This is a genomic window from Corynebacterium neomassiliense (assembly GCF_900626215.1).
GTDB classification, from domain to species: domain Bacteria; phylum Actinomycetota; class Actinomycetes; order Mycobacteriales; family Mycobacteriaceae; genus Corynebacterium; species Corynebacterium neomassiliense.
This window is the reverse complement of the sequence record NZ_LR131106.1, coordinates 767,191-789,290: the sequence shown is the minus strand read 5'-3', so window position 1 is coordinate 789,290 and position 22,100 is coordinate 767,191. Positions and strand designations below refer to the sequence as shown.

18 protein-coding genes are annotated in these 22,100 nt (G+C 67.8%); all 18 read left to right on the top strand.

The window, feature by feature from the left end; all coding sequences use genetic code 11:
• Positions 1 to 54 precede the first annotated feature (54 nt).
• A complete protein-coding gene (locus E0E18_RS03430) occupies positions 55 to 303 on the top strand; it encodes an acyl-CoA carboxylase biotin carboxyl carrier protein subunit (RefSeq protein ID WP_066583021.1) in 249 nt (82 codons plus the stop codon).
• Positions 300 to 872, top strand: coding sequence for an RsmD family RNA methyltransferase (locus E0E18_RS03425; RefSeq protein ID WP_066583020.1), 573 nt, complete (start codon positions 300 to 302; stop codon positions 870 to 872). Before E0E18_RS03430 ends, E0E18_RS03425 begins: the two co-directional genes overlap by 4 nt.
• Before the next feature lie 35 nt (positions 873 to 907).
• Positions 908 to 1,399, top strand: a complete 492-nt coding sequence (coaD, locus tag E0E18_RS03420; protein ID WP_066583019.1) for a pantetheine-phosphate adenylyltransferase — start codon at positions 908 to 910, stop codon at positions 1,397 to 1,399.
• Positions 1,400 to 1,487: 88 nt separating this feature from the next.
• Positions 1,488 to 2,276 (top strand): DivIVA domain-containing protein, encoded by a 789-nt coding sequence (locus E0E18_RS03415; protein ID WP_261796791.1) that lies wholly within the window; start codon positions 1,488 to 1,490, stop codon positions 2,274 to 2,276.
• 65 nt (positions 2,277 to 2,341) lie between these two features.
• Positions 2,342 to 2,965 (top strand): YceD family protein, encoded by a 624-nt coding sequence (locus tag E0E18_RS03410; protein WP_237559615.1) that lies wholly within the window; start codon positions 2,342 to 2,344, stop codon positions 2,963 to 2,965.
• Positions 2,965 to 3,708 carry a ribonuclease III gene (gene rnc / locus E0E18_RS03405; protein WP_066583017.1) on the top strand — a complete coding sequence of 248 codons (744 nt, stop codon included), beginning with the start codon at positions 2,965 to 2,967 and terminating at the stop codon, positions 3,706 to 3,708. The genes E0E18_RS03410 and rnc overlap by 1 nt, the downstream gene beginning before the upstream one ends.
• 62 nt (positions 3,709 to 3,770) lie before the next feature.
• The gene (gene mutM, locus E0E18_RS03400) at positions 3,771 to 4,673 is read left to right on the top strand and encodes a bifunctional DNA-formamidopyrimidine glycosylase/DNA-(apurinic or apyrimidinic site) lyase (RefSeq protein WP_130839342.1); all 903 of its coding nucleotides are present in this window, start codon (positions 3,771 to 3,773) and stop codon (positions 4,671 to 4,673) included.
• A gap of 74 nt (positions 4,674 to 4,747) precedes the next feature.
• Complete coding sequence (locus E0E18_RS14130) at positions 4,748 to 5,014, top strand: acylphosphatase (protein ID WP_066585687.1); 267 nt, start codon at positions 4,748 to 4,750, stop codon at positions 5,012 to 5,014.
• A 57-nt stretch (positions 5,015 to 5,071) separates the two neighbouring features.
• The gene (smc, locus tag E0E18_RS03390; protein WP_130839340.1) at positions 5,072 to 8,662 is read left to right on the top strand and encodes a chromosome segregation protein SMC; all 3,591 of its coding nucleotides are present in this window, start codon (positions 5,072 to 5,074) and stop codon (positions 8,660 to 8,662) included.
• An 11-nt stretch (positions 8,663 to 8,673) separates the two neighbouring features.
• Positions 8,674 to 12,369 carry a hypothetical protein gene (locus tag E0E18_RS03385; protein ID WP_130839339.1) on the top strand — a complete coding sequence of 1,232 codons (3,696 nt, stop codon included), beginning with the start codon at positions 8,674 to 8,676 and terminating at the stop codon, positions 12,367 to 12,369.
• Positions 12,370 to 12,428: 59 nt separating this feature from the next.
• On the top strand, positions 12,429 to 13,961 hold the full coding sequence (gene ftsY, locus E0E18_RS03380; RefSeq protein WP_130839338.1) for a signal recognition particle-docking protein FtsY: 1,533 nt from the start codon (positions 12,429 to 12,431) through the stop codon (positions 13,959 to 13,961).
• A 225-nt stretch (positions 13,962 to 14,186) separates the two neighbouring features.
• The gene (locus E0E18_RS03375) at positions 14,187 to 15,554 is read left to right on the top strand and encodes an ammonium transporter (protein ID WP_066583010.1); all 1,368 of its coding nucleotides are present in this window, start codon (positions 14,187 to 14,189) and stop codon (positions 15,552 to 15,554) included.
• A gap of 98 nt (positions 15,555 to 15,652) precedes the next feature.
• Positions 15,653 to 17,257: a signal recognition particle protein gene (ffh, locus tag E0E18_RS03370; protein WP_066583006.1), complete on the top strand. Its 1,605-nt coding sequence runs from the start codon at positions 15,653 to 15,655 to the stop codon at positions 17,255 to 17,257.
• A gap of 195 nt (positions 17,258 to 17,452) precedes the next feature.
• Positions 17,453 to 17,929 carry a 30S ribosomal protein S16 gene (rpsP, locus tag E0E18_RS03365; protein ID WP_066583005.1) on the top strand — a complete coding sequence of 159 codons (477 nt, stop codon included), beginning with the start codon at positions 17,453 to 17,455 and terminating at the stop codon, positions 17,927 to 17,929.
• Positions 17,930 to 18,305: 376 nt separating this feature from the next.
• The gene (gdhA, locus tag E0E18_RS03360) at positions 18,306 to 19,649 is read left to right on the top strand and encodes an NADP-specific glutamate dehydrogenase (RefSeq protein ID WP_066583004.1); all 1,344 of its coding nucleotides are present in this window, start codon (positions 18,306 to 18,308) and stop codon (positions 19,647 to 19,649) included.
• Between the two features lie 10 nt (positions 19,650 to 19,659).
• Positions 19,660 to 20,259 (top strand): ribosome maturation factor RimM, encoded by a 600-nt coding sequence (rimM, locus tag E0E18_RS03355; protein WP_130839337.1) that lies wholly within the window; start codon positions 19,660 to 19,662, stop codon positions 20,257 to 20,259.
• Positions 20,260 to 20,279: 20 nt separating this feature from the next.
• The gene (gene trmD / locus E0E18_RS03350) at positions 20,280 to 21,227 is read left to right on the top strand and encodes a tRNA (guanosine(37)-N1)-methyltransferase TrmD (protein WP_130839336.1); all 948 of its coding nucleotides are present in this window, start codon (positions 20,280 to 20,282) and stop codon (positions 21,225 to 21,227) included.
• Positions 21,228 to 21,467: 240 nt separating this feature from the next.
• Positions 21,468 to 22,034 (top strand): hypothetical protein, encoded by a 567-nt coding sequence (locus E0E18_RS03345; RefSeq protein ID WP_130839335.1) that lies wholly within the window; start codon positions 21,468 to 21,470, stop codon positions 22,032 to 22,034.
• Positions 22,035 to 22,100 lie beyond the last annotated feature (66 nt).

Below are 22,100 nucleotides of genomic sequence, written 5' to 3'. Positions count from 1 at the left end.
AGCTCCGCCGGTCACGTGGCCCGGGCATGTCACAGCCCTACTACACTGCCAGGCATGGATATCTTCGCTCCGTTCGCCGGGCATGTCAGGTTCGAGGTGGTGGACGGGCAGTCCGTCGCCGCCGGAGAGCATCTCGCCGTCGTCGAGGCCGTGAAGATCGAGGCCCCCGTCGCCGCACCCGGGCCCGGGGTGGTGCGCCGGGACGCCGCGGAGAACTTCAGCGCCGTGGCCGGAGGAGACCTGCTCCTGCACCTCGACGAGCTTCCCGACACCCGGGACCGGACCGGCGGGGCAGAGCTGTGACCCGCATCATCTCGGGATCAGCCAGAGGCAGGAAACTGAAGGTCCCGCCCGAGGGCACCCGTCCGACCTCCGACAGGGCCAGGGAAGGACTGTTCTCGTCCCTGCAGGTCCGTTTCGGCTTCGACGGTGAGATCGTCCTGGACCTGTTCGCAGGTACAGGTGCACTGGGACTGGAGGCGGCGTCCCGTGGCGCGGCGGAGGTCACCCTCGTCGACGACAACCACAGGGCGTGCGAGACTGCCCGCGCCAATGCCGAGGTGGTGGGCCATCCTGCCGTCAGGGTGGTCGAGTCCAGGGCCTCCGCATTCCTGGCCGGAGCGGCCCGCGACCACTACACGATGGTGCTTGCCGACCCCCCCTACGATCTCAGTGACACCGCCGTCGACGAGATGGTCCGTGCCCTGGTCCCGGTGCTCCGGAAGGACGCCGTGGTCGTGGTGGAACGTCACGTCGACTCTGCGGAGGTGGACTGGCCGGAAGGTTTCGAGACCACCGGTCAGAAGCTGAAGAAACGCACCTTCGGCATCGCCAGGATGGACATGGCCATCTGGCGGGGGCCCGCGGCGTGAGGCGACGGCAGGAGATGAGGACCTAGACTGTGGGCATGCGAGTCTGCTGCCCCGGATCCTTCGACCCTGTCACCAACGGCCACCTGGACATTTTCACCAGGGCCGCGAGGATGTTCGACGAAGTCACCGTCCTCGTGACCTACAACCCGAACAAGTCCGGACTGTTCACCGCCGAGGAGCGGATGGCCCTGATCCGTGACGCCCTGGACGCCACCGGCCGGCCGGAGACGTCCAGGATCACCGTGGACACCTGGGACAGTCTCCTGGTCGACTACCTGGACGGACACGGGATCCCCGCGATGGTCAAGGGTCTGCGCAGTTCCCTCGACTACGAGTACGAACTGCCTATGGCGCAGATGAACCAGCGTCTCACCGGGGTGGAGACCTTCTTCCTCCTGACGAATCCGGAGTACGGGTACGTCTCCTCGACGATCTGCAAGGAGGTTGCCAGGTACGGAGGTGATGTCCGGGGACTGCTGCCGGACAGTGTCGCTGCAGCGGTGAGGGAGAAGTACGCCGGCCGGTGAGCGCGCCCGGGCGATGAGCCCCGATGAGCCGGACAACAGAGCGTGTCACAGCGTGGTCGCGGGGCAGTTTTCTGGCATGCTGGCAGTCATGTACAAGACTTTCGAGGGCATTGACCAGCTCCAGAATATGGTGGAGCGCGCCTACGGCGTCCCCATGACAGCGAACTGCATGGTCCCCCGGGGCGAAGCCGCGGAGCTTCTTGACATGATCCGTAACTCCATCCCCGGCGACCTGGACGATGCCCAGGACGTGCTGGACCGGGAGGACGCCATCCTGTCGGAGGCGGAGGACAAGGCGTCCGCACTGGTCGCCGAGGCTGAAGCGGAGCGTGACCGGATCCTCGACGAGGCCCGTCAGCGTGCCGAGGACATGATCGCCGACGCCGAGGAGCGGGCCCAGAGCACCGTCGCCCGTGCTGAGGCGGAGGCGGTGCGTCTGGAGGAGGACGCGCGCCGGGAGTACCAGGAGACCACCTCCAGGGCGGATGCGGAGAAGGCTCGGTTGATCGAGGAGGGGAACAACCTCTACGACCGGGCGGTCAACGAGGGGATCGCCGAACAGCGCCGGCTGGTCAGTGAGTCTGAGGTCGTGAGGGAGGCGGACGCCGAGGCGCGGCGCATCATCGAGTCCGCCCACGCCGACTCTGACCGACTGCGGCGGGAATGCGACCAGTACGTCGACAGCACTCTCGCGCAGTTCGAGGAGTCCCTCAACGGTTCACTGCGGACAGTGTCCAGGGACCGTTCCGCCCTGCGCAAGGGGGCCGGAGTCTCAGGGAACCGGTACCCCCGTGAACCCCGTGACGGCAGGGCCGACGGATGGGGTGACGGTCGCGGTGACGCCGAGCCCCGGGGGGAACGCGGATCCCGCCTCTGAGACGGCGGCACGCCGGGGCCCACGGTGATTAGCCCGCGCTACGGGTCAAGGGTAAGAATGACGGGGTGACTACAGATCCGTTCCAGCTCGAAGTCCGTGAGGCACTCCGTGCCACCGGCCTGCCCCAGCACCTGACCGCCACCGGGCCGTCACCGGTCCGGCTCGGCGGTGAGATGCTCGGCGTGGAGGAGGGGACCCCCGTGGAGGTCGTCGCCGACGTCTCCAACCTCGGTGAGTCGCTCCTGGTGGACGCGACCGTGTACGCCAGGGCCACCGGCCAGTGCTCCCGCTGCCTCGCCGACCTTGACGAACCTTTTTCGGTGCATGTCAGTGACGTCTTCGGGACCACCCCGGACTTCATCACCCGCGACGGTGTGTCAGGTGCGGAGGCAGGTGACGACGACGATGACTTCGAACCCCTCATGGTCGACGACGACATGGTCGACATCACCCAGCTCGTCCTCGACGAAGCGGGGCTGACCCTTCCCTTCAGCCCGGTGTGCGGTGACTACGGGCGTGAATGCGCCGGCGACACCCCCGCCCCGGACGGTGTTTCCGGTGGCGACGATGCCGCGCCCGATCCCCGGTGGGCGGGACTGGCCGAACTGGCGGGCGACCTCACCGATGACGGGGAAGGTGCGGGTGCCGAGGGCGCCGGCGAAGCCAGGGACAGAAGGAATGACGCCTGATGTCGAGACGACGTCGCCTCACCGGTGAGGCTGCACTCAATGCCGCGTACGGACGGATCGACCACACCCCGTTGCTCCGGGCGTGGGGCGTCGAGCTGTCCGACGACATGCTCCGGCTGGCACTGACACACCGTTCCTTCGCCAACGAGAACGGGAACCTGCCCAACAATGAACGCCTCGAGTTCCTCGGTGACGCCGTCCTCGGACTGTCCGTCGCAGAGCAGCTCTACCGCCAGTTCCCGGACCGTTCGGAATCGGATATCTCCAAGATGCGCGCGGGTGTCGTGAACATGTACGCCCTGGCCGACGTCGCCAGGGAACTGGGGATGGGGGACCACCTCATCCTCGGACGTGGTGAGATGCTCACCGGCGGATCGGACAAGAACTCCATCATCGCCGACTCCGTCGAGGCGATGCTCGGAGCCATCTACCTGGAACACGGCTTCGATGTCGCCAGGTCCACCGTCCTGAGAATCTTCGAACGCAGGATCACCACAGCACCGTCGACCGGACTGACGATGGACTGGAAGACTGTGCTGCTGGAAAAGCTGTCCGATCTGCAGCTCCACGCGGAACCCGTGTACGAGGCCACAGCGCAGGGACCCGACCACGACCAGACGTTCAACGCCACGGTGACAGTCGACGGGGAAGTCCGTGGAACCGGCTCCGGTCACACGAAGAAAGAGGCTGAGCACCATGCCGCCCGTGCCGCCTACCGGTACTTCAGTGGCCTCGACCACTGAACCGGAGACCGGCAGCTCCGGGCGCCGGCGGCGTCCCCGTCACCGCCGGGGTGAGCTGACCGGTGCCTGAACTGCCCGAAGTTGAGGTGGTGCGCCGCGGACTGGCCGAACATCTCACCGGCGCGGTGTTCATCGGAACCACCGTGCTGCACCCGCGCGCCGTCCGGGGCCAGCCCGGCGGGGCGGCCGCACTGGAGCAGGGACTGGAGAATGCCCTGGTGGTCGCCCTGCACCGCCGGGGAAAGTACCTGTGGGCGGAACTGGGGCGCCCCGGCCACACCCGCTGCCTTCTCGTGCACCTGGGCATGTCGGGCCAGATGCTCCTGGGCGCCCCCGGTCAGGTGACCTCGCCCCACCTGCGTATCCGCTCCCGCCTGGTGACGGCCGACGGGTCCGTCCTGGAACTGAGTTTCGTCGACCAGCGCACCTTCGGACGCTGGGAGCTGACCGGGTACGGCGTCACCGATCCGGTCCCGCACATCGCCGACGACCCGCTGACCCCCGGCTTCGACACACCGGCGGTTGCCCGGCGGATCCGGACCCGCCGTTCCGAGATCAAGCGGGTGCTGCTGGACCAGACCGTGGTCTCCGGGATCGGGAACATCTACGCCGACGAGGCCCTGTGGTCGGCGCAGATCCACCCGCACCGGCGGGCGTCCGGAATGCGGCAACGTGACGTCGTCCACCTGCTCGACTGCGCGGCGGGGGCAATGCTGAAGGCACTGGAAGCCGGAGGCACCTCCTTCGACGATCTCTACGTCAACGTCAACGGCGCGTCCGGGTACTTCTCCCGTTCCCTCCACGTCTACGGGCGTACGGGACTGCCCTGTCACCGGTGCGGGACCCCGATCGAAAGGACGGTGACGGGGGGAAGGTCGTCCCACTTCTGCCCGGAATGTCAGCGGCGGGGGAGGCGGCGGCCGGCAGCGGGGCCGCAGTCCCGGGCGCTAGGCTCGGAACTGTGACTCACCCGGACCACGACGCCCCGTACAACGGTGCCCCGCACCCTGCCGGTCAGGCTCCTGCCGGTCAGACTGCTGTGCGCCTCACCGCCTGGGTCCACGGACACGTCCAGGGCGTGGGGTTCCGCTGGGCGACCCGGAGTACGGCCCTGTCTCTCGGCCTGGTCGGCTTCGCCTCGAACTACCCGGACGGTCGCGTCCTCGTCGTCGCGGAAGGACCTGCCGACAGTACCCGCGCCCTGGCCGCCTGGTTGCGCGGCGGGTCAACCCCGGGCCGGGTGGACACCGTGGTGGACGCCGTGGGCCGGCCCCGCGGCGGGTACCATGACTTCGAAATCCGTTGATCCACACCACCGGCCCTCCTGTCCGGTCCCTGCGCCCCGGAAGGTCCCCGTCACCCGATGCATTTGAAGTCCCTCACCCTCAAGGGTTTCAAGTCTTTCGCCTCCGCCACGACCCTGAAGTTCGAACCGGGTATCTGCGCGGTCGTCGGTCCGAACGGTTCCGGCAAATCCAACGTGGTCGACGCACTCGCCTGGGTGATGGGGGAGCAGGGGGCGAAAACCCTGCGCGGCGGGAAGATGGAGGACGTCATCTTCGCCGGTGCGGGCGACCGTAAACCCCTCGGCAGGGCGGAGGTCACACTAACCATCGACAACTCCGACGGAGCCCTGCCCATCGACTACTCGGAGGTGTCCGTCACCCGGCGGATGTTCCGCGACGGGGCGTCCGAGTACGAGATCAACGGTGCCCGGGCGCGGCTCATGGACATCCAGGAACTGCTCTCGGACTCCGGTATCGGCCGGGAGATGCACGTCATCGTCGGTCAGGGGCGTCTGGCCCAGATCCTCGAGTCCCGCCCCGAGGAACGCCGCGCCTACATCGAGGAGGCCGCCGGGGTTCTCAAGCACCGGCGCCGCAGGGAGAAGGCACAGCGCAAGCTCGTGTCCATGCAGGGCAACCTCGACCGCCTCCACGACCTCACCGACGAACTGTCCACCCAGCTCAAGCCGTTGGCACGACAGGCGGAGGCGGCCCGCAGGGCGGAGAAGGTCCAGTCCACGATCCGGGAGAACCGGCTGCTCCTCACCGCCGACACCGTCCGCCGTCTCACCGGGGAACTGCAGGAGGCGGACGCCGAACTTGCAGAACTCACCGCTGACGCCGGTGCCGTCCGCGCCGAACTCGAGGAGTACACCGGGGAACTCTCCACCACCGAGGAAGGTCTGCGCACCGCCCTGGAGGAGGCTGAGGCGGCGAAGAACCTGTGGTTCAGGCTGTCCACCGTCGCCGAGAAGAACTCCGCCACCCTGCGCATCGCCGCCGACCGGGCCTCCGACAACGGCACGGTCGACACCTGGACCGGCGCCGACCCGGAGGAACTGCTCGCCCGCGCGACGGAAGCGGACGAGGAGCAGGCCCTGCTCGACGAGGAGGTGGAGATCGCCACCGAGAAGCTCGAACAGGTCCGTGAGGAGGTCGAGGACCGTGCCGACGCCGCCCGCGAAGCGGAGCAGGAACATCTCGCCCGGGTTAGGGCCGTCGCCGACCGCAGAGAAGGGATCGTCAGACTCCTGGCACAGCAGGACTCCCTCACCCAGCGGCGCACCGCCCTTGACGAGGAGATCACCCGGCTGGAACAGACCGTCGCCGAACAACGCGACGCCATGGACAACAGCACCGGGGCCGAACTCGACGACGCCGTGGCAGCCCTCGACGAGACAGAGGCCGCCGGGGACGGGCTCGCCGGTGCAGCCGCCCGTGCCGCCGAAGAGTCCGCGGACGCCGACGCCCGGGTGGAGTCCCTGCGCCGCCGCGAACGCGACCTCGACAGAGAACTGGCCACCCTGGAGGCCCGCATCGACGGGTGGCGCGACCGGCTGCGCCCCACCGACGGTGCCGCCGTGGCGGTCGAGACCGTGCGGGAACTCGGCCGCGGTGAACCCGGCCGACTGTCCGGGCAGGTCACGGTGGAGAACGGGTGGGAGACCGCGGTCGCGGCCGTCCTCCCTGAAGGACTCGTCGCCGGCAGGGACATCTTCGACACCGCCACGCTCGGCACCGTCACCCGGGCCCTCGTCACCGCAGCCCGGGGACGAACCATGCTCGTCACCGCCACCTCCGGGGACGGTCCCGACACCCGCCCGTGGCGTCTGGACTCCCCGGCGGTCCCTGCGGCACCGGACACCGGCGTCACATGGCTCCTCGACCACCTCGACATCGACCCGGCGGTCACCGCACCGGTCACCGCACTGCTCGTCGACGTCGTCGCAGTGGACACCGCCGACCCGGTCGCCACCGGCAGAGACCTGGTGGAACGCGACCCCCGGCTCCGCGTCGTCACCCGCGACGGAGTTCTGCTGGGCACCGGCTGGACCGCCGCCGGCTCCGGAGGCACGGCACCGGTGGAGCTGGCCGCCGCGATCTCAGGCGCGGCCGAGGAGGCGGACCGGGTGCGCGGTGAACTCTCCGACCTGCAGGCCTCACTGAAGGGAGCCAGGCAGGCCGCGGAGGAACTGCGCACCGCCGCCGCCTCCGCCAAAGCCGCCGTACGTGACCACGAGGTCCGGCTGGCCGCGGCGAAACGCAGGGTCGAGGCGTCCTCCCGCGCCGCAGAACAGGCGGCCCGACTCCTTGCCAGGGCAACGGCCGCCCGCGACGAGGCGGAGCAACGCCGGGAGAAACTCGACGTCGAAGCCGACGAGGTCGCCGACCGACTGGCCCGGGTCGGGGAACAGGACACCGGAGAAGAACCCTCCACCGCCGAACGTGATGCCACGGCCAGGGCCCTGACCCAGGCCCGAGCCATGGAAATGGAGGCCCGTCTGTCCCTGCGCACCGCCGAGGAACGGGCCGGAAACCACCGGGGCAGGGCGGAGGCGCTGCGCCGCCAGGCACGTCAGGAGCAGGCCGCCCGGCAACGGTTCGAACAGGCCGCCTCACGGCGACGGGCCGCCCGCCACCGTGCCGACGTGGTCCACGCCCTGGCACAGCGGGTCGACCTGCGGATCAGGGACGCCCTGGGCAGAGCCGAGGACGCGCGCACCCGCACCGCCGAAGCCCACCGCCGTTGGCAGGAGACACTCGCCCGCTGCCGCGACCGGGTCGACACCCTCACCCTGCGCCTCAACCACCTCAACGAACGGGCACACCAGGCGGAGATCACCCGCAGCCAGGCACAGCTGCGCATCGAACAGGCACTGGAACGCGCCATGGAACAGCTGGGCATGTCCGCACCCCAGCTCCTCGCCGAAGCCCCGGGCGAGGACTTCGACAGGGACACCGCCGCCAGGGAGCTCGCCGCCGCGGAGAAGTCACTGCGCTCCCTCGGCAAGGTCAACCCGCTCGCCCTCGAAGAGTTCGCGGCCCTGGAGGAACGCCACCGCTTCCTCGCCACCCAGCTCGACGACGTGGAGAAGGCCCGGGCAGACCTGGAGGGGGTCATCAGGGACGTGGACTCCACGATCCTCCAGCTGTTCACCGACGCCTGGGCCGACGTGGAGGCGGAGTTCCCCAGAGTCTTCGACACACTCTTCCCCGGAGGGTCCGGGAGACTGGTTCTCACAGACCCCGACGACATGCTGACCACGGGAATCGAGGTGGAGGCCAGGCCGCCGGGCAAGAAGGTCAGGAGACTGTCACTGCTGTCCGGTGGTGAGAAGTCTCTGACCGCGCTGGCACTGCTGGTGGCGATCTTCCGTGCCCGCCCCAGCCCCTTCTACGTCATGGACGAGGTGGAGGCGGCCCTCGACGACGTGAACCTGAGACGGCTCATCGCATTGTTCCTCGAACTGCGGCAGGATTCACAGCTCATCGTGATCACCCACCAGAAGCCCACCATGGACACCGCCAACGTCCTCTACGGGGTGACCATGCGCGGAGACGGGGTGACCAGGGTCATATCCCAGCGCATGCACCCGGTCGAGACCCCCGTGAACAGGGCAGACGGGCAGAACGCCCCCGCAGATGTCGCCGCATCCGACGCGCCCTAGAATGAGTCGTCGTGAGTGCACCGAGCCCTATCGCAGACCTGTCGGACCCCCTTCTCGCCTGGGCCTCCGGTACCGAACTGGACCTGACCCGCCGGCTGGGGGAACTTCCCGGGACTCCGCCGATCTTCGTCCGGCTCGACACGACCGGTGACGAGCTCGAACGGATCACCACCTTCTACGGAACCTTCCTCGCCCGCCAGCTCGCCGCCGGCGGAGACGAAGGCCAGCTGCTGGCCACCTGCCCCGCACTGACCGCCTCGACCCTGCTGTTCCGCGCGGCCAGGCTCAACGACGTCAGTGAACTGGCCTCCGAATTCTGGTCCGGCCTGGGGCTGGAACCCACCCCCGAGCGGACCGCCCTCGTCGCCCCGGACACCTACGCCGGGATCCTCACCCGCGCCGGGCTCGACCCCGTCGACATCGCCGCGACGGGATCGGACGGGGAGAAGGGACGCCTTTTCGCCCACGTCGGCATCGCCACCGACTGGGTTCCGGAACTCATCGAGTTGATCGACTCACGCCGGCTCGACGGGACAGCGGACACTGACGCGGACGCCGAGGCAGACGCCGTGGTCGCAGTCCTCGCCGAGGAGTCGCTGCAGGCGGGCCCCCTGTGCGCGGTGCTTCCGGAGCTGGCGGCCGGACTGATCGCCCCGGTCGTACGGGTCGTCAGGTACGCGGCAGCCCACCCCGGTCACTGGCGTCACGGTCTGACCTCAGGGGCGGTGGCGGAGGTTCCGCCGCTGATCCTCGAGGACGTCGTCGAGGAGCTCTCCGAACGCCCCGCCGGCACGACCGCCCGCCGTCACCGGGTCGGTGTCGGGTCCCGGGAAACCCAGCCCCGCCTCTCCCTCGACCTGGCCCGGCAGAGGGTCGTCCTGCGGCTGCCCGAGGTGCTCCTCGACGCCGACGAATCCCCCGAGGTGCGGTGGCACATCGATGTCGAGGGACGCCCGACGGGCTTCCGGACCCGGCGTTCGGACTCTCCGGGACGCCCGGTCACCGGCGTCCTCGACATCCCCATGCGCCGGCCCGTGCGCGAGATCGGGGTCCGGGACCTCACCCACGACGACGCATGGGTCGTCCAGGGGGTCGACAGTTACGACCCCGTCCTGGTGTTCACCCGGCGTGGCAAGGACCTCACCGACCGGGTCTCCCTGCACCACGACCGCGTCCTCGTGGTCTGCCCCGAGGACTCCACCGCGGTCGACGTGGTACGCGACCGTGTTCTCCCGGTGCTGGGGCAGTGGAAGATGAAGACCTGGCAGGGGTGGGTGATCCGGGACATCGACCTCTCGGGCGCGGTGTCCCTCCACATCGACCGGCCCGGGGTGCAACGGCCCCCGATGGGCAGGGTGCGGTGTGTCGACCCACGTCAACGGGTCGTCTTCGCCGAACCTGACGAGCCCTGCCCGTCGCTGCGTTCCCTCGGCGGACTGCCCGTGCACTCCGTCAGCCTGCAGGCGGTGTTCCCCCCGACGGTCTCCGGCGCGCCGGAGATCTGGTTCCTGTCCGTGAGCTCGTGGGCGGGCCCGGAGGAGACAGGGGAGGAGGTCACCGAGGAGGAGCCCCTGGAGGTGCCCGCCGACGGCGGCCTGTTCGACGTCTTCGACCCCGAGGCCTACGACACCCCCTGGGTCGGCGAGTACCTTGTCCGGCTGCGGGGACCGCGCAACGAATCCTTCCGCCACGAGTACGCGATCGTCGAAGATCTCCACGTCGACGCACCTGAGGCTCCGCGACTGGCCCGTGCCGCCGGACTGTCACCGGTGACGGTGACCTTCCGCGGCGGGGACAAACCCCTGGTCATCGCCAGGAGTGTGGAACTGGGCCCGATGGAGAAGCAGGTCCGGGTCATCGCCGAGACCGACGCCGGGGACGCCCTGCCCCTCATCGTCGAACCGCCGCGACTGCGCTACCAGCTCCCCCTCACGGGGGAGGACCCGATGTGGCGCACGGAGGCTGTGAGTATCTCCGCGGACTCGGTCGACGTCTCCACACGTTTCCGGATCCGCCCCGGGCTGCCCGTCGAATCCCCCCGGCTGGTGGTCCGCGACCGACACGGTGCCCCGGTGCGTACCCTGCGCCTCGGCACCGTCGACGACGTGACCTGGTCGGTGTCGCTGAAGCCGTTGGAGGGTTCCCTGTCGCTGCTGCGCGAGGGCGCCTGCGAGCTGGAGTTCGTCGCCGACGGCAGGTCCCATTCGGTGCGTCTGGCGGCCCTGAGGCCGCCTGTGGAACGGTCCGTCACAGTCGTTGACGACGTCCTCACCGTCAGCCCGGCCCCGGAGACAGCCCCGGACCGTCCAGCGGGTGCCTGGCTGTGGCAGCTCACGGCGCCGTGGAGGTCCGCTACGGCGGTGACCCTCGACAACGGCCGGGTCACCCTCCCCTCCGAGCTGGTCAACTCCGGACCGCTGAGGGTCCAGCTGTTCAACGGGGACCGGTTCTCCTCGCTTCACGCCCCGGCGACCCCCGGCCCCTCCGCCCTGACCGCGGACGCCCCCGGCCACGCCCACCCGGATGACGGGGGGCCCTGGACCAGGCTCTCGGCATTCCTCGCAGGGGAGTCCGACGAAGCCCCCGACGACATCGACGTGCTCACCACGTTGTGGGATGTGCTGGCGGGCTGGTTGTCCGACGGAACCCCGGACTCCGCCGGGCATGCGATGCGCACCGCCCTGGCGCACCACCCGCGCGAGGCTCTGCGTGCGATGTCACGGTCACTGGTGCCCTCCACCGACCGTCCCGCCCAGTTCATTCTCTCCGGACTGGTGCACGCACCGCTGCGCACCGACGAATCTGACCCGACTCCGGGTGTGGCGTGGATCGCAGCGCTGGAGATCCTCGGTGAACTGGCCGCCACCGACGACGAGGACACGACCGCACGCCGTGAGATCGGGAAACGGTTGACGACGGTCGGGGGAGCGGAACTGGCACGCACCGTTGAATCCGGCAGGGACGCCACCCTGGAAACGGCGTGCATCGACGCGACGACGGTGCAGATCGCGCAACTGGATCCGGCGCAGCAGGATGCGGTGCTCAGTGCGTTCTTCGCGGGATCGGGTCTGGTCCCGGGGGCACTGTCGGAGGAGAACTCCCGACTCATCGCGGTGTTCGAGACCTTCCGCCGCCGCGACGAGCTCAACGAGGTTCTCGCAGACCCGGAGCTGCTGCGGGCCGCCCTGGCGCTGCTGCGCAGAATCCGTCAGACCAACCGGCAGCTGTTCACCTCCGCCCGGGTGCGGTTCGACAAACTCGACAACGTCGACACCGACAACCCCGCCAACCGGTGGGCCCTCGCCCCGGTGATCAGCATGGTGCTGGCGATCGCGGCCAGGCTGCGCGCACACGGCCGGTTCGGTTCGCCCGGCCAGCTCACCTCCTCCTACCACGGGTGGGCACAGCTCGCCCGGATCGTCCCGGATCTCGTCACCGGTGACCTCGTTTCCGCCGACGCGATGGTCCTCGGGGTCTTCGGCCCGGACGAATCCGCCGACCCGGTCCTGCCGACGGAGCCTGCTGCACCGGGGAAGGAACCGGCGACGGACAGGGCAGGGGGCTCCTCGGACGCCGGGGACGCCGGGACCTCCGGGGAAGCCGGGACAGCCGGGGAGGATGCCGTGACCGGGGAAGGCGGTGCGGACCGACGGGCTCCGCGGACCCCACGGCAGGGCAGGACACCGAGGACGCCGCGACCACGGTGAAGCCCCCGTGACCGGGGTGCCGCAGCGCCGTTCCCGCCTCCTCTGGTTCACTGGAGGCCATGAACTCGGTCATCTGGATCATTGTCGCCGTAGTCGCGGTCATAGTCGTACTCGCTCTGCTGGTCCTGCTCGGCCTCCGCCGTGGGAAGGCCAGGCAGATCTCCTTCGAGAAAGAGGCGGAGCTCGAGCAGAAGAAGCCCACTTCGGGTGATTACCAGGCCAAGGGTGGCTTCAACTTCAGCTCGGGGACCGCCGCCGGCCTGGTGGAGGAGGTCCGTGCACCGGAAGTGGTGAACGATCCCGTGGTGCCGCCCGTCGGCCGGCCCGTGGACGTTCCGGAAGCCGGGAAGACCGGTGGCACTGTGGCAGAGGTGCCGGATGCGCCGGATGCGCCGGATGCGCCGGATGCGCCGGTCGAGTCGGATGTGCCGGCTGAGTCGGTTGAGCCGGTTGAGTCGGAACAGGATACCGCAGAGGTTTCCCCTCAGCCCGGACAGTCTGCTGAGAGTGTGGAGACCGAACAGCCTGCGTCTCGTGAAGAGCCTGAAGAGCCTGAAGTTTCTGCAGAACCTGAGGCACCCGCAGCTCCCGGACGGTCCGAGGCGCCCGCAGAGCCTGAAGAGTCTGCGGCACCCGTGGCGGCCCACGAAGGCGACCAGATCGAGCACATCGCCCCGGTCGAAGGCAGGCTGGGTCGGCTCAGGGGCAGCCTGTCCCGGTCCCAGAATGTCATCGGTCGAGGCGTCCTCGGGATACTCTCGGCAGGCGACCTCGACGAGGACGCCTGGGAGGAGATCGAGGACACGCTCATCATGGCCGACCTCGGTACCAGGACCACAGTCAGCGTCGTCGAGAAACTGCGCGACCGCATCGCCGCAGGTGGCGTGCAGAGTGAGGAACAGGCCCGCGCGATGCTGCGGGAATGCCTCATCGAGGCGTGCCACCCCGAGTTCGACCGTTCCATTCACGCCGTGCCGTATGACGGCAAGCCCGCGGTGATCATGGTCGTCGGCGTCAACGGGACAGGCAAGACCACCACCACCGGCAAACTCTCGCGGGTGCTCGTCGGCATGGGACACTCGGTGCTGCTCGGTGCAGCCGACACCTTCCGTGCCGCTGCCGCTGACCAGCTCGAGACATGGGGGCGTCGCGTCGGTGCACAGACCGTCCGGGGACGCGAAGGTGCGGACCCGGCTTCCGTCGCCTTCGACGCGGTCGCCAGGGGAGTCGAGGAGGGTGTCGATGTCGTGGTCGTCGACACTGCCGGGCGACTCCACACCTCCGTCGGGCTGATGGACCAGCTGGGGAAGGTCAAGAGGGTCATCGAGAAAAAGGCGAAGGTTGACGAGGTCATCCTCGTGCTCGACGCCACCGTGGGACAGAACGGACTGACACAGGCGAGGACATTCCGGGACGTCGTGGACATCTCGGGAGTCGCGCTGACCAAACTCGACGGTTCGGCGAAAGGCGGAATCGTCTTCCAGGTGCAGGAGGAACTGGGCGTCCCCGTCAAACTGGTGGGGCTGGGGGAGGGGGCCGACGACCTCGCCCCGTTCGAGGTCGAGAGCTTCGTCGACGCCCTGCTGGGCTGACGACGGGGTCACGCCGGTGCCTCCGGCAGACCGGAGTGCGGCGCCGGAATGTGTCGGCAGTGTGTCCCCCCGCGCGGGAGGGTGAAATGTGTCCGTAACAGTCAGGGGTGCTCATTTCACCGGGGCGAAATATACAGGGTCGGACCCAGGAAACACGGCTGCACTTGACTGGGGCACAGTGACCGGTCGATGACACCGGTGACATGACCCACGAGGAGATGGAAAATGACCCCTGAGGAAATGGTGACCGCTTCAGGCGACTCTGCCTGGATGCTGATGAGTGCCGCCCTGGTGCTCCTCATGACACCGGCCCTGGCGCTGTTCTACGGCGGAATGTCCCGGCAGAAGTCCGCCATCAACATGATGATGATGTCCTTCGGCACCCTCGGACTCGTAGGCGTGATCTACGTCCTCTGGGGCTGGTCGATGTCCTACGGCAACGAGTCCTTTGCCGGATGGTTCTCCAACCCCTTCGAGTTCTTCGGCCTGAGGGACTCTGTCACCGACGCCGACGGCAACTACATCGCCGGTTCATCCGGATACGCCAATGTCATCGACATCGGATTCCAGCTCACCTTCGCGGTGATCACCGTGGCCATCATCTCCGGTTCGCTGGCCAACCGCGTCAAGTTCTCCACCTGGATGGTCTTCGCCGGCATCTGGGTCACCCTCGCCTACTTCCCCCTGGCCCACATGGTCTGGGGCGGCGGCCTGCTCTCCGGTTCCGAGGACGGTCTCGCCGCGAAGATGTTCGGTACCACCGACGGTGAAGCGACCATCGCCCCGATCGACTTCGCCGGCGGTACCGTCGTCCACATCAACGCCGGCATGGCTGCCCTGATCCTGGCCCTCATCATCGGACGGTCCCGTTCGTTCATGAAGGAAGAGGCCCGGCCGCACAACCTTCCCCTCGTCATGCTGGGGGCCGCACTCCTGTGGTTCGGATGGTTCGGATTCAACGGCGGTTCCGCATTCGGAGCCAACGGTGACGCCGGCCTTGCCTGGCTCAACACCACTGTGGCGACCTGTGCCGCGATGCTGGGCTGGCTGACTGTCGAGCAGCTCCGTGACAAGCACGTCACCTCCCTCGGCGCCGCGTCCGGCGTGGTCGCCGGTCTGGTCGCCATCACCCCGGCCGCCGGTAACCTCACCCCTGTCACGGCCATCATCCTCGGCGCGATCGGCGGTGCCCTCTCGGCCGTCGGTGTGGGGCTGAAGTACCGGTTCAAGTTCGACGACTCCCTCGACGTCGTCGGTGTGCACCTGGTCGCCGGCCTCTGGGGAACCATCGGTGTGGGCCTGCTGGCCACCGACGACGGACTCCTCACCGGTGGAGGCGGAGACGGCTTCAAGCTCTTCGTCGTCCAGATCGTCATCGCGGTCGTCGCCCTGGTCTACACCGCGATCGTCACTGCAGTCATCGCGGTCATCCTCAAGAAGGTCATGGGGTGGCGTATCTCCGGCGACGAGGAGGTCACCGGCATCGACTCCGTCCTCCACGCCGAGTCCGCCTACTCGGGGGACAGTCACATGGGCAACCTGACCGCCCTGGAGGTCGAGCAGGACGCCGCGGGTGCGTCCACCAAGGGCTGACCCTGCTCCCGGCCTCTCCCGGGTGTTCCTCTCCTCCGGTCACCGGGTAGTGTGGTGGGGTCACGTGTCGTCCGTAACCTGCAGGGAGAAGTTCCACAGTGTTTGAGTCCTTGTCCGACCGTCTCACCGGCGCCCTCAAGGGGTTGCGGGACAAAGGGCGGCTCACCGAAGCCGACATCAACGCCACAGCCAGGGAGATCCGGTTGGCGCTGCTGGAGGCGGACGTCTCCCTCCCGGTCGTCCGCGGATTCATCAGACGCGTCAAGGACAGGGCCAACGGTGTCGTCGTCTCCGAGGCACTCAACCCCGCCCAGCAGGTCATCAAGATTGTCGACGAGGAACTCAAGGAGATCCTCGGAGGTGAGACCCGCCGGCTGAACCTGGCGAAGACCCCGCCCACCGTCATCATGCTCGCCGGCCTGCAGGGTGCAGGTAAGACCACCCTGGCCGGCAAGCTGGCCCGGCACCTCGTCAAACAGGGCCACACGCCGATGCTCGTGGCCTGTGACCTCCAGCGGCCCGGTGCCGTCCAGCAGCTTCAGATCGTCGGGGAACGGGCCGGGGTCGAGACCTTCGCACCCGACCCGGGAACCTCCCTCGACTCCCTCGACCATGAGATGGGCACCAGCCACGGTGACCCGGTGGCGGTGGCCAGGGCCGGTATCGAGGAAGCCCGTCGGACGAAGCACGACGTGGTCATCATCGACACAGCAGGCCGTCTGGGCATCGACGAAGAACTGATGACCCAGGCGCGCAACATCCGCGACGCGGTCAACCCCGACGAAGTCCTCTTCGTCATCGACGCCATGATCGGCCAGGACGCCGTCACCACCGCAGAGGCTTTCCGCGACGGTGTGGACTTCACCGGTGTCGTCCTCACCAAACTCGACGGTGACGCCCGCGGTGGCGCGGCACTGTCGATCCGGGAGGTCACCGGCAAGCCGATCCTCTTCGCCTCGACAGGGGAGAAGCTCGACGACTTCGACGTTTTCCACCCTGACCGCATGGCCAACCGGATCCTCGGAATGGGTGACGTGCTCACCCTCATCGAGCAGGCCGAACAGGTCATGGACCAGCAGAAGGCCCAGACCGCGGCCGAGCGTATGGCATCCGGGGAGCTCACCCTGGAGGACTTCCTCGAACAGATGATGATGATCCGGCGGATGGGCCCGCTGGGCAATGTGCTCAAGATGCTGCCCGGCGGCAAGCAGATGAGCCAGATGGCGGACAACGTCGACGAGAAGCAGCTCGACCGGATCCAGGCCATCATCCGGGGCATGACCCCGGCGGAGAGGCAGAACCCGGACATCCTCAACGCGTCACGGCGTAAGCGTATCGCCAACGGGTCGGGTGTCTCCGTCTCGGAGGTCAACCAGCTGGTCAACCGTTTCTTCGAGGCGAAGAAGATGATGGGCCGGATGGCAGGACAGTTCGGGATGGGCGGAATGAACCGTTCGGCGACGAAGAAGAAGCCGAAGGGCCGCAAGGGCAAGAACGGTAAGCGGAAGCCGGCGAAGAAGGGCGGCGGCCAGAACCGGCTCCCCCAGGGGATGCCCGGTGCCGCCGGTTTGCCGCAGGGGTTGCCGGGGGCCGGCATGCCCCAGGCGATGCCGTCGATGGCCGACCTGCAGAAGATGCAGCAGCAGATGCCGCCCGGCTTCGAGAACATCGACCTTGGAAAGCTCAACTTCGGTGGCAAGTGAGCCGGAGTGTCCGACGGTTTGTCCGGACGGCGACCTGTCGGGTATCGTTTGACGGTCTGCGTAACACCGTCACCGACCACGGTCGGCCGGTGGTCACGCGCAGGATAAATCCAAGGGTTGAACCGGCCCGGTGCCTCTGAGAGGGCGCCGGGTGTCTGAACTGCCCGGTGACCGTCAACAGAAAGAGGACCAGTCATGGCCGTCAAAATCAAGCTCCAGCGTCTCGGTAAGATCCGGACCCCCCACTACCGTGTCGTCGTCGCCGACGCCCGTACCCGCCGTGACGGCAAGGTGATCGAGAACATCGGCATCTACGAGCCGAAGGCCGACCCCTCGGTGATCCGTATCGACTCTGAGCGTGCGCAGCACTGGCTTTCCGTCGGTGCCCAGCCGACCGAGCCCGTCCTCGCACTGCTGAAGGTCACCGGTGACTGGCAGAAGTACAAGGGCATCGACGGTGCCGAGGGTACCCTGCGCGTCGCAGAGCCGAAGCCGTCGAAGCTCGATCTCTTCAACGCCGCCCTGGCTGAGGCCGCCGACGGCCCCACTGCGGAGGCCATCACCACCAAGAAGCGTGAGGCCAAGGCAGCTGCCGAGGCCAAGGCCGCCGAAGAGGCCGAGGCTGCGGACGCTGCAGAGGCTGACGCTCCCGCCGAGGAGTCTGCGGAGTAGTTTCTCCGCCGCCCCCGACCTCTTCTCTCGGTTCTTCCGGCGTAGTTCCCCGGGCCGACATGAGGTTCGGTACGTGACCCCACCACCGCAGCAGTGCTGCGACGGTGGGGTTTCTTCATGCCCGGGCTGATTCGTGGGAAGACCGGGAGGACACGGCACCCGTGACCACCGTCGGACGCGCGAATGTTAAGGGATCCGGCGTCCCTCCCCCGGTCCGGTGCCGCTGCCCACCCCCGTCATCTCACACTGTGGAACTATTATTACGGACAGGTAAATCAATGCTCCGGATATTGCAGACGTGTTACGCACGTAGTGCCCTCACTGTAAACTGAACAGGTTACAATGTTACGTACCTGTTACGCACCTTAGGAGAGCGATGGACGTCGATTCCACAGTCAAGGGCTACTACGAGAAGATTCTGCAGCGCAATGCGGGGGAGCCGGAGTTCCACCAGGCGGTCGCGGAAGTTCTGGACAGCCTCCGCTACGTCCTCCGCCAGGATCCCCACTACACCGACCTCGGCCTCATCGAACGTCTCGCGGAGCCGGAGCGGCAGATCATCTTCCGGGTCCCGTGGATCGGCGACGACGGACAGGTCCACGTCAACCGCGGATTCCGTGTCCAGTTCAATTCAGTTCTCGGACCGTACAAAGGTGGTCTGCGGTTCCACCCCTCCGTGAACCTCGGTATCATCAAGTTCCTCGGATTCGAGCAGATCTTCAAGAATTCATTGACCGGTCTGCCCATCGGAGGCGGAAAGGGTGGCTCCGACTTCGATCCCAAAGGCCGCAGTGAACTGGAGGTCATGCGGTTCTGCCAGTCGTTCATGACTGAACTCCACCGGCATATCGGGGACAAGACCGATGTTCCGGCGGGGGACATCGGGGTCGGCGGCCGTGAGATCGGCTACCTGTTCGGCCAGTACCGCCGGATGACCGGGCGCCATGAGTCGGGCACCCTGACCGGTAAAGGTCTTCAGTGGGGCGGATCGCTGGTGCGCACCGAGGCCACCGGCTACGGGTGCGTCTACTTCACCCAGGAGATGATGGCGGCACGCGGGGAGCGCCTCCACGGGGCACGCGTGATCGTGTCCGGGTCCGGAAACGTCGCGATCTACGCCATCGAGAAAGCCCAGGAGCTCGGGGCCACTGTCGTGGGCTTCTCCGACTCCTCCGGCTACGTGTCCACGCCCGACGGAGTCGACGTCGAACTGCTCAAGGACGTCAAGGAGGTACGCCGTCTGCGGGTCTCCGACTACGCGAAGGAGGCCACGGGGGCGACCTTCCACAAGGGAGGGAACATCTGGGAGCTCGAGGCGGATGTCGCACTGCCCTGCGCCACGCAGAACGAACTGGACGACGAGTCCGCGAAACTGCTGGCGGACAACGGTGTGAAGTACGTGACCGAAGGCGCGAACATGCCCTGTACCCATGATGCAGTCCGGGTGTTCCACAAGCGCCACATCGATTTCGCCCCCGGCAAAGCAGCCAACGCCGGAGGTGTGGCAACTTCGGCGCTGGAGATGCAGCAGAACGCGTCCCGGGACTCCTGGACCTTCGAGTACACCGACAAGCGTCTCCAGAACATCATGCGCAAGATCTTCAAGAACGCGGCGTCCACCGCCGCCGAATACGGGGTGGAGGGCGACTACGTTGTCGGCGCCAACATCGCCGGGTTCAAGAAGGTCGCCGACGCGATGATCGCCCAGGGCGTCATCTAGTCTGTAGGACATGACAGAACTGCAGATCGGACGGGTCATCAAGCCTCACGGGGTGCGTGGGGAACTGGTGGTCGACCCCACCACCGACGACCCGTCCCACCGATTCGCCGTGGGCACGGTCCTGACCGGACGCCAGGGGGGCGCCGGCAGGGCGGGGCGGGAGGTCTCCCTCACCGTCCGCTCCGTCCGACCCCACCAGAACCGCCTGCTCGTGACGGTGGAGGAGATCACCGACCGGACAGCCGCGGAGTCACTGCGTGGACTGCGTTTCTTCGCGCCCCCCGTCTTCGACGGCGACGACGACGCGTACTACGACCACGAACTTGAGGGTCTGCGCGTCCTGAACTGCGGACCGGTGGACGCCGCGACCGCCAACGCCCGGGCCTATGAGGGGGCCGAGCCGGAACCGGTGGACATCGGCGAGGTCACCGGGGTCACCCACGGTCCGGCAGGGACGCTGCTGGAAGTCGCCGTCGATCAGGACGCCGCGCTTCCCACCGCCGGCTCCACGGTCCTGGTCCCGTTCCGTCGCGAGATCGTGCCGATCGTGGACACGGACAACGGGGCCCTGGTTGTCACTCCGCCGGAGGGACTGCTCGAGCTGGAGTGAGCCCCGCTAGGATCTGAGTAATGCGCATCGACGTCGTCACCATTTTCCCCGGTTACCTTGATCCGCTACGGCATGCGCTCCTGGGCAGGGCGATTGAGCGGGGGATACTCCGTGTGGGTGTCCACGATCTCAGGGAGTGGGCCCACGACGTGCACAGGTCCGTCGACGACACCCCGTTCGGTGGTGGTCCCGGGATGGTGATGAGACCTGAAGTGTGGGGCCCCGCGCTCGACGATGTCGCGGCACTGACCGGACCGGCTGCGGATGATCCTCTGCTGGAGACGGCGTCACCGCATGTCCGTTCCGGGCTGAGGGCGGGCAGACAGGAAGCGACCGTCGAACGGTCAGACGGTACTGCCGCGGGGGACGCCGGCGATCTGCCGTTGCTCATCGTCCCGACGCCCGCCGGAAAACCCTTCACCCAGGAGACCGCCCGGCGGTGGGCGGAGGAGGACCGGCTGGTCTTCGCGTGCGGACGCTATGAGGGTATCGACCAGCGGGTCTTCACCGACGCTGCCCGGCGCTACCGGGTCGAGGAGGTGTCTCTGGGAGACTACGTGCTCATCGGCGGTGAAGTGGCGGTCCTGGTCATGACGGAGGCGGTGGTGCGCCTCATTCCGGGAGTGCTGGGTAACCGTGTCAGCCACGAGGAGGATTCATTCCAGGACGGGCTGCTCGAGGGGCCCTGCTACACGAAACCGCGGATCTGGCGTGGGCTGGAGGTTCCGGAGATCCTCACTTCCGGTGACCACGGACGGGTGGACAGGTGGCGCAGGGACCAGTCACTGCACCGGACACTGTCCGTCCGACCCGAGCTTGTCGACGCCTGCGACAGGGCCGGTGAGTTGGGTGGAGAGGACCGTCGTGTCCTGGCGTCCCTGGAAGGGGCGGAGCCATGGCGTGATCCGGCGACGGTGGTCGGGGATGACGGGGCGCAGCCGTCGACACAGGGTGGCGTGGGGCACTGATCGGCGGGTTGGGGGACGCCACGGCCCCGGGCAGACCCGTGGTCCACAACCGCGGAGTTGTCCACAGCTGTCCGGTGTTCTGTGCCCGGTGCCGGGGTCCGGCCGTCGTTGCAGGCGATAGAGTCCGTGCCAGGGCGTCCGGAATGTCCGGAGCAGACACGTGGGGTGTCTGAGCAAGCAGGAGGGGGTGTATGACCGGTGTTGTACGGGGAGGTGCGGAGCAGCTCGGTGGTGGGGGAGATGACTGTCTATCCGCTCCACCGGGCCGAGCTGCGCCTGGCGGACATTGATCTGAGAGGTCGGCCGTACGCCGAACGGTGTGCGGTGGACGAGGCGGTGCGGACGCGGGGAGCCGCCTATCTGGCCCGTTTCCGTCACACCACTGAACTGTCCTGGCGGATGCCGGTCCTGTTCGCCGAGGCACTGCAGGACGGAAGAATGACGATCGACCATTTCGACACTGTATGGCGTCGTCTTGACCGGCACCCCGGGGTGAGGGCCAGGATCGATGCCGGCCACCACGGCATCCGCCATGGCGGAACAGAAGGAGGCACAGTTGACGGTGCAGAAGGAGGTGCATCAAGCGGTGCAGGGCTCCCTGAACCGGAGAACGGCCGGAGCCTGCACATCGACCAGGTTGTCGAGAAAGAGGTGCTCGACTGGATGCGCGGAGTTCCCCGGACCAGTTCTGCGGATCACACGTCCGATCGGCAGGGCCCGGGGCCGGTGCTGACGGTGCACCGTCTCGGCACTGTGGTCGACAGAGCGGCGGATGAGGCGGTCGGTGTCCTTGCGGGACACCGGTAGCCGCGTGCCCGGTGTCGCCGGCGGGTGTCGCCGGCGGGTGGTGCCGGCGGCTGCAGACCCGCCACC